This window comes from Arthrobacter sp. TWP1-1, assembly GCF_049897845.1.
Classification (GTDB): Bacteria; Actinomycetota; Actinomycetes; order Actinomycetales; family Micrococcaceae; genus Specibacter.
In genome coordinates this window covers 130,209-145,485 of sequence record NZ_JAFCXC010000005.1, presented here as the reverse complement: position 1 = coordinate 145,485, position 15,277 = coordinate 130,209, and the positions used below count along the sequence as shown (strand labels likewise).

Here is a 15,277-nt window from a genome sequence, read left to right as displayed (position 1 = left end):
CGAACGGTGCCAGGCACCGGGGCGCGGCGCTCAGAGCCGGCCCACTACGGTAAAGATGGCGTATGCCACCGGTGCGGCAAACAAGATTGAATCGAGTCTATCCATGACTCCACCGTGGCCGGGCAACAAGTTGCTCATGTCTTTCACGCCAAGCTCACGCTTGACCATGGACTCGGCAAAGTCGCCACCTGTTCCGGCAAGAACCAAGCCGATGGCCAGGGCAAGCCCAACCCACCATTGCTGATCGAGCAGGAACATGGTGACCGGTATGGCCACGAGGGTGGCCCCGCCGAGGGAGCCGGCGAATCCTTCCCACGACTTCTTGGGACTGATTTTCGGTGCCATCGGGTGCTTGCCGAAGATCACGCCCACCAAATAGCCGAACGTGTCATTGGCGACCACCAGCAAGAGCATGATGAGCACTTCAAACACGCCGGGGCTGATGTTGCCAAGGTCCAGGGTCAGGCCAAGCACCGGTCCTTGCTCCCCTCTCATCATCAAGAAGACGAAGCTGAGGAGGAACGGAATCCACATGAGCGAGAAGACGCCAGCAAGAATACTCTTGACGGCACCCGGTTCAGAGTCAAGAGACCGCCAAAGAACCGTGGCCCCAGCACTGGCAACCAAGGCAAAGAGGAGGCCTTCGGCACCGGCAAAATAGGCCGAAACCGGCATGGCCAGCGTCCCCACCATGACTGGAGTGATCGGCGCCTTGATGCCCTTGCTTGCGATGGCACGGTTGACTTCCCACACCCCAAAGCAGGCAAATGCGGTGGCGACGACCACGAACGCAACGGGGAAAAACAACATCGATCCGATGACCAGAACCAGCAAGCCGATTCCGACACTGATAGCTGCAGGAAGATCCCTGCCGGCTTTCGGGGTACGAAGAGCCTTGGGAGTTGTCGCGGCCGTGGGCATGACCCCAACCGGACCCTGTGGAGCCGGGATCACTGGAAGGCCGGTCACCTGCAACGCAGAAACGGGACGCGGACCGGTTTCCGTTTCCGGCTCATCTTCCACTAAAAGTTCGACGGCGGATGTCTCACCTTCGGAGGCTGACACATCATCCGACACTGCTTTGTCAGCCGACTTGGCTTTGTCATCCGACAACTTGCCAGCGACGTCAGTCTCGACTACACCGGCGGCAGGGGAAACAACAGTCTCAACCTGTACAGATTCCGCCTGCTCCACCTCAGTGTCGGCCTTTTTATTGGCCACAGTGTCGGCGGGGAGATCGCTTGAGCCAGTGTCGGCGTCGTCCTTCTCAGACGTTGCGATCTCGGACTCAGCCGCGTCAGGCACCGTTGCGTCAGGCTGTGATATTTCCTTGGTCACCGCGTTTTTGGGCACAATGATGGGAATCATGCCCGTCAATTCAGCCTGACGGCGGGCCTTCCGCGAGGAGAACTGGTAATCAGCCGGAGCAGGCATGAGCTCGGGCGGTGGATTGGACGCGGCCGGCTCCACGGGGGAACCGGCCAGCGTACTCTTGGGGTCCGTCATTAGACCTCGAGTAGCTCGACTTCCTTGCGCTTGAGCAATTCGTCAATGTTGTCGGTGTGAGCCTTGGTCAACGCGTCCAGTTCCTTCTCGGCGCGGTTGCCCTCATCTTCACCGGCGTCGCCATCCTTGACCAGCCGGTCCAGCTGCTCCTTGGTCTTGCGACGGATGTTGCGAACGGAAATCTTGGCGTCTTCACCCTTGGTGCGAACCAACTTGACGTATTCCTTGCGGCGTTCCTGGGTCAGCTCCGGCATGTTGATGCGGATGATGTTGCCATCGTTGGACGGGTTAGCGCCCACCTCGGAGGAGCTCAACGCACGTTCGATTTCATGCAAGGCGGTCTTGTCGAACGGGGCGATCAGCAAGGTGCGGGCTTCCGGGACGGAGAACGAAGCCAGCTGCTGCAGCGGCGTGGGCGCACCGTAGTAGTCCACCATGACCTTGTGGAACATGGCGGGGTTGGCACGGCCTGTGCGGACCGCGGAGAATTCCTCTTTGGCAACCTCAATGGCCTTGTCCATCTTCTCTTCGGCCTCGAGCAATGCTTCTTCGATCACGCGCTTCTCCCTCAATAAATAAAGACACTTCTTTTCCGCGGCAATGCCTACGGCAATTCTGAGACCATCCTACCGTGAGCAACACGGCCTACATCCCAGCCACACGGCAGCGTGGCTGGGATGGGGCTGGGATGGGTTTGTTACGGGGTGACCAGGGTGCCCAGTTCCTCGCCAAGGATGGCACGGGCAACATTGCCCTCGCCTTCCATGCCGAAGACCAGCATGGTGACGTTGTTGTCCTTGCACAGGCTGAAAGCAGTCTGGTCCATGACGCGAATATCGCGTGCCATGGCCTCGTCGTAGCTCAAGTGGTCAAGCTTGACGGCGGTGGGATCCTTCTTGGGATCGGCCGTGTAGACACCGTCAACACCGTTCTTAGCCATGAGCACCACGTCAGCATGAACTTCCAGTGCACGCTGAGCTGCAACGGTATCGGTGGAGAAGTACGGCAGGCCAGCACCGGCGCCGAAGATGACAACCCGGCTCTTCTCGAGGTGACGGATGGCGCGCCGCGGGATGTAAGCCTCCGCGACCTGACCCATCGTGATGGCGCTCTGGACACGGGTGTCAACGCCGGCCTGCTCCAGGAAGTCCTGCAGAGCGAGGCAATTCATGACGGTACCCAGCATGCCCATGTAGTCGGCGCGCGAGCGGTCCATTCCGGAGGCGGAGAGCTCGGCTCCGCGGAAGAAGTTGCCGCCACCTACAACGATGGCCACCTCAACTGTGTCCACGGTGCTGGCGATCTGCTTGGCGATGCCACGGATGGTGTCAGGATCAACGCCCAGCTTGCCCGCGCCAAATACCTCGCCGGAGAGCTTGAGCAACACACGACGGCGCTTGGTGGTTCCTGCTGCGGGGGTGGTGGGCGCGTTCTGCGAAGTATTCGTGGTCATGGTGCCTTCCGTGGGTACCAGCATTTGGCTGACGGCGCGTTGGTGTGCCGTGCGTCAGCTATTGGCGTGCAGATGTGCGGTGATTACCAGGTCCAAGACCGGGCAAAGTGGTGCGTCTAAAATCTTAGCGGACGAAATGCGCAAAGAAGGGGCAACCGCGGTTTGCGATTGCCCCTTCTACGTCACATCTTTTAGAGCATTTTGCGTTGGTTATGCGCCGACGCGGAAACGTGCGAAGGCAACAGGCTTGACGCCTGCTTCTTCCAGAACAGCGGCAACGCTCTTCTTGGAGTCCTTCGCGAAGGGCTGGTCTACCAAGACGATCTCCTTGAAGAAGCCGGTCAGGCGTCCTTCAACGATCTTCGTCATGGCAGCTTCCGGCTTGCCTTCGGCCTGTGCGGTTTCGCTTGCAATGCGGCGTTCGCTTTCAACGACCTCGGGAGCAACTTCGTCGCGGGTCAGGAACGTCGGGGACATGGCAGCAATGTGCACGGCTACGTCGTGAGCAACTTCCTGGTTGTCACCGTCAATAGCGAACAGCACGCCAACCTGGGCCGGAAGGTCCTTGGAGGTCTTGTGCAGGTAAGCGTCAACAGTTGCACCCTCAATGCGGGCAAGGCGGCGGATGGCAACCTTTTCACCCAAGAGTGCGCCGGCTGCAATGACAGCCTCGGACATGGGCTCGCCGTCGACGTCAACGGCCAGCAGTGCCTCAACATCGGCTGCGCCGGAGGAGACGGCCGTGGCCAGAACCTTGTTGGCGAATTCGATGAAGGGAGCAGCCTTGGCAACGAAGTCAGTTTCGCAAGCGACCTCAACCATGACACCAACGCCACCATCAACAGCTGCGGCAACGAGGCCTTCAGCAGTTGAGCGGCCTTCGCGCTTGGTAGCACCCTTGAGGCCCTTGATGCGGATGAGCTCCATGGCCTTGTCGGCGTCGCCGTTGGCCTCGTCGAGAGCCTTCTTGACGTCCATCATGCCAGCGCCCGTGCGCTCGCGCAGAGCCTTAATATCAGCGGCGGTGTAGTTCGCCATATGAACCCCTCAGTGTAGATGTTTGAGTATGTAAATCAGTTTTAGGCCAGTTCTGGCAGGACCGCTTTGCCTTGTGAGCGGTGCGATCCTGCCAGCATCTGGTTCCTTGACTTGGCTGTAGCCTGCCGGGTTGACCCGTGCACTTTACCGCCAGGAAAGGATGTTACTTCTCGGTTGCAGCTTCAGCCGGTGCTTCAACAGCAGCTTCGACCGGAGCCTCAACAGCAGCTTCAACGGGTGCTTCTACAGCAGCCTCGGCGGGAGCAGCAGCCTTGTCGCCTTCGAGGAGTTCGCGCTCCCACTCAGCCAAGGGCTCAGCCGGTGCTTCTTCGTTGCCGGTTGCCTTGTTGTTGCGGGCGATCAGGCCTTCAGCGATAGCGTCAGCGATTACGCGGGTCAACAGTGCAACGGAGCGGATGGCGTCGTCGTTACCCGGAATCGGGAAATCAACTTCGTCGGGGTTGCAGTTGGTGTCCAAGATGGCAACAACCGGGATGTTCAGCTTGTGTGCCTCGTCGATGGCGAGGTGTTCCTTCGGGGTGTCAACAACCCAGAGCACGGACGGTGCCTTGGTCAGGTTGCGGATACCACCGAGGTTGGTCTGCAGCTTGATGAGTTCACGCTTGAGGAGCAAGAGCTCCTTCTTGGTGTGGCCCGAGGAAGCAACGTCTTCGAAGTTGATCTCTTCGAGTTCCTTCATGCGAGCGATACGCTTGGAAACCGTCTGGAAGTTGGTGAGCATACCACCCAACCAGCGCTGGTTTACGTAGGGCTGGCCAACACGAGTAGCCTGCTCAGCGATTGCTTCCTGAGCCTGCTTCTTGGTACCAACGAAGAGTACGGTGCCGCCGTGTGCAACGGTAGCCTTTACGAACTCGTAAGCGCGGTCAATGAAAGACAGTGACTGCTGCAGGTCGATGATGTAGATGCCGTTGCGCTCCGTGAGGATGAATCGCTTCATCTTCGGGTTCCAACGACGGGTCTGGTGTCCAAAGTGGACGCCGCTGTCAAGCAGCTGGCGCATTGTTACGACGGGCATGCCGGCGCTCCTTCAATATAATTTAACGGTTATTTAGCATGTAGAACCAGTCGGTTGCCCGGTTGGTTCGTTAGCTCCTGGCACCCATCGTGCATTCCATAAACCGCCGTGAGGCGGACCGTATGGGCACAATCCATCAGCAGTGTCCAAGAATTTTCTTGAGACCTCATCAGGGTGGGGTGCGCGTAGTCAGCGCACAAACAGCGCACTGCTCCCCCAATGTTACTACAAAACGGCAACACTGGCTGACCAAAGTCAGTCCCCCACAGGACCCGATTACTGCCAAATTGCCCACATTCTTGCTAAGTCACCTCCCCGGTCCGCGTTTCGGAGCCACGCTTGTTCCATGAGTACCTTTTTCACCTTCCGGAGGTTGCGGTTACTGGCCGCAGCATTGCTGACCTTGGCGGCTTTGCCGGGCCCTGCCGCACCTGCCAATGCTCCCCTGGCGTTCTCTTATTCAATGGCAGCCATTCCCTTACCTACCTCACTGGCATGGGGGTGGCCTTTGGCGGGTGTCCCTGCAGTGATTCATAACTTCGATCCGCCCGCTCAACCGTGGCTCAGCGGCCATCGTGGTGTGGACCTGGCCGCGCCACAAGGAGTGAACGTCCTTGCCCCAGTCGCCGGGGTGGTGACTTTCTCCGGCGTCGTAGTTAATAGGGAGGTGCTGACCATCGCGGTGAGCGATGGGCTGAGGCTGAGTTTTGAACCGGTCGCCTCACCGCTCAAGGCCGGCGATTCAGTGACTCGCGGGCAGGTCGTCGGCACGGTGGAGGGGCCAACACATTGCGACCAGGCTGGCGCTGGCGTGACCAGCTGCCTTCACTGGGGCGTACGCCGTGGTGAGGAGTATCTGGATCCGTTGCAGTTCATCATGGATCTGCGACCCTCGGTGTTGTTGCCGTTAAACAACTGAACCTCCCACTCGGGGAGGTTCAGTTGCATGCCAAGTTAGACGATTGCGGAGATTCCCGTGATGGCCCGGCCGGTGACCAAGGTGTTGATCTCGTAGGTGCCCTCGTAGGAGTAGATTGCCTCAGCGTCGGCGAAGATCTTGGCCATTTCATAGTCGGTGACGATGCCGTTGCCACCGAGCAGGTTACGGCCCATAGCAACGGTCTCGCGCATGCGGGCCGTGGTGAAGGCCTTGGCCAGCGCCGATTGCTCATCCTTGGCCAAGCCCTGATCTTCGAGCTGAGCCAAGCGGACCATCATGCCCATGGAGCTGACAGTGTTGCCGAGCATCTGAACCAGCTGATCCTGGACCATCTGGAAGGAAGCAATGGGGCGGCCGAATTGCTGACGCTCCACGGCGTAGCGCCGGGCAACGTCGAACGCAGCCAGCTGCTGACCCACCGCCTGCCATGCCACTGCGAGCCGCGTGACCTTCAGGACCTTGTTGGTGTCACGGAAGCTATTGCCACCGGCCAGTTTGAATTCGTGCGGAACCACCACGTTCTCCAGCAAGATATCTGCATTCTGGACCGTGCGGAGGGAGATCTTGTTTTCAATCTTGGTGGCACTGTAGCCCGGAAGCGAGGTGTCAACCATGAACGCCTTCACCTGGTTGTCGGCTAGGTCGCGAGCGTAGATGACCACCCAATCGGAGAACGTAGCATTGCCAATCCAGCGCTTGGCACCGTTGAGGATCCAGTTGTCACCGTCGCGAACCGCAGTGGTGCGGGTACCGCCAGCAACATCCGAGCCGCCAAGGGGTTCCGTCAGGCCGAAGGCGCCGATCTTTTTCATAGCGTAGATATCCGGCAGCCACGCGGCCTTTTGTTCCTCCGAAGCCAGTGCCTCAATTGAGCCGGTAAACAGGCCGTCATGGACTCCCATGAAGGTGGCGATGGACGCATCGGCGCGGGTGAATTCTGCATGGACGATGCCAGCGAAGACATTCGAGTAACCCTGATGATGGACGGGGCTCATGAGGTTGGCTTCTGCAAGCTTGGGAATTAGTTCCATGGGGAATTCGCCGCGGTTCCAGCAGTCAACGGCGATGGGCCTGACCTCCTTGGCCAGGAAATCACGGATCTCCTGCAGACGCTCCCGTTCCTTCTCGGAGAGCAATTGCTCAAATCCATAGAAGTCACCATCGGCGTAGGGGAGGTTGTTTAGGTCTACAGCTGCCTTGGACACGGGCATTCCTTTGCTTGAACTCATCATTGAACAGTCGCAGTCCGGCTGAAGCCGAACATGTTACTCATCAGTAACATACAGCACTGGCGTGACGTGAGCAACATTCAACCCCTTCCGCACCCCGCCCCCATGCCGGAGCGGTGGTTAACGCAAAAAATCCCCGGAATCATCATGATTCCGGGGATCTTGCGCACGTAGGGCCACTCGGACTTGAACCGAGGACCTTAGGATTATGAGTCCTGCGCTCTAACCAGCTGAGCTATAGCCCCATGCAAGATGCTGTCTCCCGACTGCCGCACAATAATGCTGCACCAAGGAAAAGCACTCCCACAATCCTAAGGGGTCAACGCTTAAACTGCGTGATCCTCGTAGCTTCCGCCACGATAAATGTCTTCGAAGGTGTCAAGGGTCTTCTGCAAACCGTGGCGGGCAACCATGTCATGGCTGGCCGTTCCCATGGCTGCGCGATCCTCGGGCGACAGGCGCATGATCGTGGTGATCTTCTCCGCCAGGTCTTCCTTGTCGTTGGGCTTGAACAAGTAGCCGTTGACGCCGTCCTCCACGAGGTGTGGCAACGCCATGGCGTTGGCCAAAACCACAGGGGTGGATGCGCTCATGGCTTCCAAGGTAACTAGAGACTGCAGTTCGGCGGTGCCCGGCATGACGAACAGATCGGCCTTGAGGTATACCTCGCGCAGTTCTTCATCACTGATCAGACCGGTGAATGCCACTCTGGAGGCAAGCCCCAGTTTGGCAGCCTGAGCTTTAAGGGCTGCCTTCACCTCACCTCCACCAACAACTACAAGATGCAGGTTCAGGTCAGCCGGCGTCGCGGCGATGGCGTCGATGAGGACGTCAATATGCTTTTCCTCTGCCAATCGACCCACGAAGGCGACGGTGGGATAGGAATTCCGGGGCGCAGTTTCACCCTCGGCCAATTCATAGTTTCCGGCCTCGATGCCATTGGAGAGCGGCAAAACCTTCCGCAGGAATGCGTGCTCGTGCATTGCCTTGGCGGCAAGTGGAGTCGGCGTGGTGACAACGTCGGCGCGGCTCATGACCTTGCCCATGTCGCGCCATGAAACGCGTCCAACGATGTTCTTGAACCACTGCGGGAACGGCAGGAACGGGTTCAAGTTTTCAGGCATGAAGTGGTTCGTGGCTACAATGCGGATGCCGCGGCGGGCAGCCTCGTAGACAACGTGCTCACCGATCATGTAGTGACTTTGCACGTGCACAACATCGGGCTTGATGACGTCGAACATCCGCGCGATGTCCTTCTTGATCTCCCAAGGCAGGCTGATGCGGAAGTACTCATGAGTGGGCACGGCACGTGACCGCAGGCGGTGAACCGTAGCCTCGGGACGCTGTTCGGTAAACATCGGACCGGTGTCCGCGCGGCAAGCCATGACGTGCACATTGTGGCCGCGCGCCTTCATGCCGGTTGCCAGGCGGAAGCAAAATTGCGCCGCACCGTTGATGTGGGGCGGGTAAGTATCGGCCGCAATCAAGATGGTCAGCGGTTTTTGGGCGCCTTCGCTCGGCGTGGATGTCACGTTTAGAACTCCTGATGGCTGGTTTGCCGGCCAGTGGGCGGCGTTACTTACGTTGTTTACTTCTTTGCAGCTTTACGCCGCTTCACCACGTCGGGGTGGTGTCTGGACAACGCGATTACCCCAACGATAGCAAGTAACGCCGCCCCAGCCATGGCAATCGCCACCACTGGCGGCACATCGTCGCGAAGCTCACCCAAAATGATGATGCCGATGGCAACACCAACCATGGGATCGATGACCGTCAGGCCGGCGATGACCAAGTCTGGCGGTCCGCTGGAGTAGGCACTTTGCACAAACCAACTGCCCAATCCCCCGGCCGCGGCAATTGCCAAGATCGAGTACCACTGGACGTTGAGCAGAAATAGTCCATTCGGATCAAAGATCTGCTTGGAGATGATGCGGGTCAGGACGGCCACAAAACCGAAAAGAACTCCGGATCCGAGAATGTAAAAGAAGGCTTTCAGACGGTGCTTGAAAAGGACAAGACACCCGCCAAAGACAATAACGACGACGGCTAGCAGCATGACAACCGTCAGCTCCTGATTGGGATCAACATGTGTATTTTCACGAACAACATTGACTGCCATCAGGACAAATAGGGCACTTCCAGCCACGCAGGCTGTAATGGAAACTACCGTTGCCCGGTTGAGCCTAATTCCCTGATCCCGCGAATTAACGATCGTCGTTATGACCAACGCTATGGCGCCGATCGGTTGAATCACCGTCAAGGTGCCCAACGTTAGTGCAACAACATTGAGTACCGTCCCGGCCCCCAATAACAACAGCCCCAGAACCCAGCGAGGGTTTCGCAACAGCCGCAAAAAGCCGGCCCCGCCAAGGGCCAGGCCGCCCGTGTTGTTTTGTACAGCACTCCCCTGGCGCTGGGCTCCAAAGGCGAGGAAGAAGGCTCCCGCCACGGCGCACAAGACGGCAATCCACATCATGGGCGGCCCTGTTCGGGTGCTTCGGGCTCGTTGGTCTTGGGTTCAGACGTTCCAGGGTGGTGCAGTTCGCGGTGTTTGGCCGTAACCGCAACAAAGTACTGGCTAAAGGCAATCACGTGCATCACCATGCCGGCGCCAAGGAAGACCCAGGCAAGGACAAAGGTGAAGTCAGAGTCCAAGGCCTTGGCGAGCAACAACATGGGCGTGCCGATCATCAGAGCGGCCGTCCTGGTCTTGCCCAGCATGGTGACCTTGAGATCGGCGTCTCCCCGGAAGAAGTACAGCGTCACGCTCAGAAGTACGACGTCGGGAATTACCAAGAGCAGCAACAACCACAAGGGCAGAATGTTGGCCACTACCAAGGTGATGGAGACAGCTACCAGTGCGACCCGGTCCGCGAGCGGGTCCATGATCCGGCCCAGCTGGGACGTTTGGTTGAGCTTGCGTGCAACAAACCCGTCGATCCAATCGGTGCAGCCCATGATGGCGAGAACAAAAACTCCCCAACCATATTCATGGCGGGAGAGCACCAGCCAAACAAACAACGGCGTGCCGAGAAACCTGACAACGGTGATGAGGTTGGGGATGGTCATGATCGCGTTGGAATTTTCCGGGCGGGTACTGGAACTGCCGGACATCTCGGTCACCTCCCTGCTCTTCGGTCGTGCCAGGCTAACCAGCACAAGGTACCGCTGGAGTGACAGCGGCCTTGGATCCGTGCACGAGGCAACGGTCGGCGGAACTACTTCTTCATTAACTTTCGCAGCAACAGAGCACAAGCAGTCGCCGACACGGCCATAATGACCAACGGCTTCCACCGCTCTTTGACGCTTTCTACTGCCTGTCCTACAACGCCGTGGGCGGCTTGAGTTACCGAATCCTTGGCCTTGGTCTTGGCCGTTTCTAGGAAATACGTTGCCTGCTTCTTGACGTCTGCTTCGCTGACGAGTTCTTCGCGCAGGCTCAGCAAGTGCTCACGGCGGGCCGTGGTGCGTTTGATCAGCTCAGCAGCGGTGGCCTTGGGACCACCCTCGGCGTCCTTGGCAGCCCGTTCCGTGGCACCCTTCGCCTTAGCTTCCTCGGCTTCTGCCTTGGCTGCCTTCTTCTCTTCACGTGACAATGGCTCAGGATCAAGGGCTGCGGGATCAAAATCGCGCCCCTCCTTCGCAATGCCCAGATCGTGCCGAACTCCGCGCCAAGCATGCTCGGGCACCAGCGGAAGCAAGGACTTGAACTTCTTATAGGCAACCAGCGCGCTGATGCCAATAATGACCAGGAGTGCGGCGCTGACGATGAGCGCGGAGAGCCACAGCGGCAAAACTGTGCCGAGCCCCGCAATGGCCGCGACCACCAATGCGATGACCAGCAGGGCCAGGAAGACCACGGCGACGGCAGCAAATACGGCCGCACCGCCTACGCGTGATTTCTTGTCCCCCAGCTCCAACTTGGCCAGCTCAAGTTCATCGTTGAGCTGGCGTGGAACCAGCCGAAGTGATGTCTTTACGGCATCCACTAACACCGATCCTTGTGCCTTCTGGTGTTCATCCGCTGCGATATGCGCGTCCTTTTGCACATCCGTCACTGAGACCGCCTCCGTCGTGTGGGCGCACCAGCCCCAAGGGACTGCGCTAACCCTAAATCTTTGCAGGCTCACTTCGCGTGGGGCTGCCGTACTGTCAAAATTACCATCCACGGCACCTTGGGCGGGCCGTGCCTTGCCGCGGTGATGTTGCGGAATAGTAAAGGAGCATGTGGTGTTGTCGGTTTTGGGCGCTGCCATGAAACATTTCAACGTCCGCATTTACCGACGTTTAATGGCACTAGCATGGTCCATTGGGCGGCTCAACCGGGGCGGTCCACACCCGCGCCCACATCACAGCCCTACACATCACAGCCATAGAGGAATCCAGTCTTGACCACCACCGCTCATCCAGGCGATGCCCTATCCCGCCGGCAGAAACTGATCTACGTCCTGGTGCTGGGGCTGCTGACCGCCCTGGGCCCGTTCACCATTGACCTCTACTTGCCTGCCTTTCCTGTCATCGGCCACGAACTGGGTGTCAGCGCCACGGCCGTTCAGCTGACTCTGACCGCCACCACGATCGGCTTTGCCGCCGGTCAGCTGGTAATTGGCCCATTCAGCGACAAGTTCGGCCGGCGCCTTCCACTGATCCTGGCCACCGCGCTGCATGTGGGCGCATCGATCGGTGCCGCCATGTCCACCGACATCACCATGTTGGGCGTGTTCCGCGTGCTCCAGGGCATCGGTGCAGCGGGTGGCGGTGTGGTCGCCATGGCCATGGTCCGCGACCTGTTCGGCGGCTACCAGCTGGTGCGCATGCTCTCCCGCATGGCCCTAGTCAACGGCATGGCCCCGATCTTGGCCCCCGTGATTGGTTCGCAGCTGCTGGGCATCATGGACTGGCCCGGCATCTTCTGGTTCTTGGCCGCATATGGCGCCCTGGTTGTGGTGGCCACCTCCGTATTCATCATTGAAACCCTCCCGCCGGAGAAGCGCCAGTCCGACGGCGTGCGCGTCGCCGACAGGTATAAGGCGGTGTTCAGCGACCGGATCTTTGTGGGCACCCTCTTTGTAGGCGGGCTCAATTTTGCAGGCTTGTTCACCTACCTCTCGGCGTCAACCTTCCTGTTCCAGAACACGTTCAGCTTCACCGCGCAGCAGTACGGTTTCTTGTTTGCGGTTAACTCCCTAGGCATTGTTGCGGGTGTCCAGATTGCCTCAAGGATCATGCGTCACTCCGGTCCACAGTGGATCATTGCGTGGGCCACCGTGGCTCAAGTGGCGGCAGCGATCACGATGGTGGTTTTCGACCAGCTTGGTTTTGGCCTGTGGGGCGTCATGGTGCCGCTGTGGTTCTTCATCTGCGCCACAGGATTCATGTTCCCGTCCGTGCAGGTCATGGGGCTGGCCCGTAACGGCAAGCAGGCCGGCACGGCAGCATCGTTGCTGGGAGCAGCAACCTTTGGCTTCGCCGGGCTGATTACTCCCGTGGTGGGTCTGGTGGGCGTCACCACGGCAACGCCCATGGGCCTGATCATGGGCGCGTGCAGCCTGCTGGCCATGGCCGCTCTGTGGCTCATTGTCCGGCCACGCACCGTGCCGAAAATCTAGCGCCGGTCGCTGCGCGGCTGCTGGATTGGTCTGGCAGCCGCGCAACGTAATCACCAATGCAAAGAACCCCCGTACTCCATGGAGTACGGGGGTTCTTATTTGAAATGCTCCCCCACCTGGACTTGAACCAGGAACCTTTCGATTAACAGTCGAACGCTCTGCCAATTGAGCTATAGGGGAATGAAGCGATATAAATCTTAGCAGTAAATACCGGCATAAATCAAAACCGCTATTTTCCACACACGAAAACAATAAATTGTCTCCGGCCTACATCGAGGCCGGAGACAATTTTTTGCCTTTGGCTCCCCCACCTGGACTTGAACCAGGAACCTTTCGATTAACAGTCGAACGCTCTGCCAATTGAGCTATAGGGGATCGTGCAGGAACAACAATAACAAAGGCTCGGCCCTTTGTGAAATCGAGTGTCCCTGTGGCGCTACTGGTCTCCGCGAAGCTGCCGACGGGCCGTTTCCAGCTCCATCAACTCCCTCTGTAGAAGCTGGTAACTCTCGGGATCTACCAACGGATCCATGCGCTGCAGGGCCCCAAGACGTTCTTCCTTCAGCCTTGTGATCTGCAGCTCGAAGAGCCTGTTCAGAATGTCCCGGCAGTAACGCGTGAGAGTATCCTCCCCAGTTGCCGGAAGAGGGCTCAGCGCCAGTTCTGCGACCAGCGACTCCAGCTCCGGAGGAACATTCGCACGAACCGCCTCCAGCCACTGGGACGATGCAACCTGCGACTCCCCCGCCAAGCCAAGACCTTGCTGCAGCGCCTTGTAGGCAGGAATCACAAACTCCGTCGCGGCAAAATGCTGCCAGTTTCCCGCGGTCAAGATCCCGGGATGCTGCAGCACAACCTCCAGCGCCTCACGCTCCATCCGCCCTTGTGGATCCCGCGGATCTGGGCGCGCAATGGTTGGCCGGGCCTCAGCCTGTGGCACGCCGTCATGTGACATGGCGTCATTCTGGGCAGGCTCATGATGCGACGCACGCTGAGGCCCGCCCCGTGAGTCACCCTGTGAGCCATGCTGCGGTGCGCCTTGGGTACTTCCCAGTTGATGCCCGACGGCGGGAGGCTGCTGCCCGTGGCCGGCCCCCTTGGTTTCGGGCTGGCTGTGCAATCTGCGCTCCGCTGTCTTGACGGCGCGCAGGACCTCATTGGGATCGGCCATGCCCAGCCAGCCGGCCAGTTCCTGGCTATAGCCCATCCGGGTGGAGCCATCGCGAATAGCGGCAACCACGGGAGCGGACGCGCGCAGCCCGCTGACTCTTCCTTCCACGGTACTCAAATCAAACTTGGCCAGTGTGGAGCGGATAGCGAATTCGAAGAGTGGCCTGCGCGATCGGATCAGCCCATGAACGGCCTCATCGCCCTTGCGCTGACGGAGCTCACACGGATCAGCCCCGGACGGCTCGACGGCCACATAAGTCTGTGCCGTGAAGCGCTGGTCCTCGTCGAAAGCCTTCAACGCTGCCTTTTGCCCGGCGGCGTCACCATCGAAGGTGAACACCACCTCACCACCGCTGCCGTCGTCGGAGAGCAATCGGCGTGCCACCTTGATGTGATCCGCACCAAAGGCGGTACCGCAGGTCGCCACGGCCGTATCGACGCCGGCCAAATGGCAGGCCATCACGTCGGTGTAGCCCTCAACAACTACGAGCTGGCGCTTGGAGGCAATATTGCGTTTGGCCAGGTCAATTCCGTACAGGACCTGGGATTTTTTATAGAGCGTTGTCTCCGGGGTGTTGAGGTATTTGGGTCCCTGATCGTCCTCAAACAGTTTCCGGGCACCAAAGCCGACGGTGTCCCCGGCAATATCCCGGATGGGCCACATGAGCCGGCCGCGGAAACGGTCATAAATGCCACGATTGCCTTCGGAAAACATTCCCGTCAGCTTCAATTCATCCTGGGTGAAGCCTTTGCCCGTCAGGTGCTTCAACAAGGCATCCCAGCCCTGCGGGGCGAAGCCCACACCGAAGCGTTCGGACGCCTCGCGGTCAAAGCCGCGTTCACTGAGAAACTGCCGGCCCGTAGCGGCAGCCGGGGTCAACAACTGCTCGCGGAAGAATTCCCCGGCGATCTTGTGCGCGTCCAGAAGGCGTTGCCGGCGGCCAATGTCTTCACGGCGCGGGCCGGTGCCGCCGTCCTCGTAGCGCAATTCATAGCCGATGCGCCCGGCCAATTTCTCCACGGCTTCGGAAAATGAAATGTGATCCATTTTCTGAATGAAGGAAATAACGTCGCCGCTTTCCTGGCAGCCAAAACAATGGAAATATCCCATTTGTGGGCGCACATGGAATGAGGGGCTGCGCTCATCATGAAAAGGACATAATCCCTTGAATGACCCAATTCCTGCCGATTTCAAGGTGACGTAGGCGTCAACAATTTCCTTGAGGTCGGTGCGCGTACGCACTTCATCAATATCTTCACGTTTAATCAACCCAGCCACACTTTCAGTTTACG

At 59.0% G+C, this 15,277-nt stretch carries 13 protein-coding genes and 3 tRNA genes; 2 read left to right on the top strand and 14 right to left on the bottom strand.

Annotation, left to right across the window (positions count from 1 at the left end):
• Positions 1-30 precede the first annotated feature (30 nt).
• The 5 genes from ACP7B9_RS11105 to rpsB form a co-directional block, all read right to left on the bottom strand.
• Positions 31-921 carry a phosphatidate cytidylyltransferase gene (locus ACP7B9_RS11105; RefSeq protein ID WP_425863567.1) on the bottom strand — a complete coding sequence of 297 codons (891 nt, stop codon included), beginning with the start codon at positions 919-921 and terminating at the stop codon, positions 31-33.
• A 584-nt stretch (positions 922-1,505) separates the two neighbouring features.
• Complete coding sequence (gene frr, locus ACP7B9_RS11100; RefSeq protein WP_425863340.1) at positions 1,506-2,063, bottom strand: ribosome recycling factor; 558 nt, start codon at positions 2,061-2,063, stop codon at positions 1,506-1,508.
• Between the two features lie 140 nt (positions 2,064-2,203).
• A complete protein-coding gene (gene pyrH, locus ACP7B9_RS11095) occupies positions 2,204-2,959 on the bottom strand; it encodes a UMP kinase (protein WP_425863338.1) in 756 nt (251 codons plus the stop codon).
• 210 nt (positions 2,960-3,169) lie between these two features.
• The gene (gene tsf / locus ACP7B9_RS11090; protein ID WP_425863336.1) at positions 3,170-3,997 is read right to left on the bottom strand and encodes a translation elongation factor Ts; all 828 of its coding nucleotides are present in this window, start codon (positions 3,995-3,997) and stop codon (positions 3,170-3,172) included.
• Between the two features lie 163 nt (positions 3,998-4,160).
• Entirely contained in the window at positions 4,161-5,036 is an 876-nt protein-coding gene (gene rpsB / locus ACP7B9_RS11085; protein ID WP_425863335.1) for a 30S ribosomal protein S2, read from the bottom strand.
• A gap of 346 nt (positions 5,037-5,382) precedes the next feature.
• Between rpsB and ACP7B9_RS11080 the strand changes: the two genes are divergently transcribed.
• Positions 5,383-5,955 carry a M23 family metallopeptidase gene (locus tag ACP7B9_RS11080; protein ID WP_425863333.1) on the top strand — a complete coding sequence of 191 codons (573 nt, stop codon included), beginning with the start codon at positions 5,383-5,385 and terminating at the stop codon, positions 5,953-5,955.
• Between the two features lie 35 nt (positions 5,956-5,990).
• Here the strand turns inward: ACP7B9_RS11080 and ACP7B9_RS11075 are convergent, their stop codons facing one another.
• From ACP7B9_RS11075 to ACP7B9_RS11050, 6 genes are all read right to left on the bottom strand, one after another.
• Entirely contained in the window at positions 5,991-7,187 is a 1,197-nt protein-coding gene (locus ACP7B9_RS11075) for an acyl-CoA dehydrogenase family protein (protein ID WP_425863565.1), read from the bottom strand.
• 189 nt (positions 7,188-7,376) lie between these two features.
• A tRNA-Ile gene (locus ACP7B9_RS11070) sits at positions 7,377-7,450 on the bottom strand.
• Between the two features lie 81 nt (positions 7,451-7,531).
• Entirely contained in the window at positions 7,532-8,737 is a 1,206-nt protein-coding gene (locus ACP7B9_RS11065) for a glycosyltransferase (protein ID WP_425863331.1), read from the bottom strand.
• A 56-nt stretch (positions 8,738-8,793) separates the two neighbouring features.
• Complete coding sequence (locus ACP7B9_RS11060) at positions 8,794-9,681, bottom strand: DMT family transporter (RefSeq protein ID WP_425863329.1); 888 nt, start codon at positions 9,679-9,681, stop codon at positions 8,794-8,796.
• The gene (locus tag ACP7B9_RS11055; RefSeq protein WP_425863563.1) at positions 9,678-10,319 is read right to left on the bottom strand and encodes a CDP-alcohol phosphatidyltransferase family protein; all 642 of its coding nucleotides are present in this window, start codon (positions 10,317-10,319) and stop codon (positions 9,678-9,680) included. Before ACP7B9_RS11055 ends, ACP7B9_RS11060 begins: the two co-directional genes overlap by 4 nt.
• A 104-nt stretch (positions 10,320-10,423) precedes the next feature.
• Complete coding sequence (locus tag ACP7B9_RS11050) at positions 10,424-11,263, bottom strand: phage holin family protein (protein WP_425863327.1); 840 nt, start codon at positions 11,261-11,263, stop codon at positions 10,424-10,426.
• Between the two features lie 330 nt (positions 11,264-11,593).
• Between ACP7B9_RS11050 and ACP7B9_RS11045 the strand changes: the two genes are divergently transcribed.
• The gene (locus ACP7B9_RS11045; protein ID WP_425863325.1) at positions 11,594-12,814 is read left to right on the top strand and encodes a multidrug effflux MFS transporter; all 1,221 of its coding nucleotides are present in this window, start codon (positions 11,594-11,596) and stop codon (positions 12,812-12,814) included.
• Positions 12,815-12,921: 107 nt separating this feature from the next.
• Here the strand turns inward: ACP7B9_RS11045 and ACP7B9_RS11040 are convergent.
• The 3 genes from ACP7B9_RS11040 to dnaG form a co-directional block, all read right to left on the bottom strand.
• Positions 12,922-12,994: transfer RNA gene (locus ACP7B9_RS11040), tRNA-Asn, on the bottom strand.
• Positions 12,995-13,113: 119 nt separating this feature from the next.
• Positions 13,114-13,189, bottom strand: a tRNA-Asn gene (locus ACP7B9_RS11035).
• A gap of 61 nt (positions 13,190-13,250) precedes the next feature.
• Positions 13,251-15,263: a DNA primase gene (gene dnaG, locus ACP7B9_RS11030; RefSeq protein ID WP_425863323.1), complete on the bottom strand. Its 2,013-nt coding sequence runs from the start codon at positions 15,261-15,263 to the stop codon at positions 13,251-13,253.
• Between the last annotated feature and the right edge of the window lie 14 nt (positions 15,264-15,277).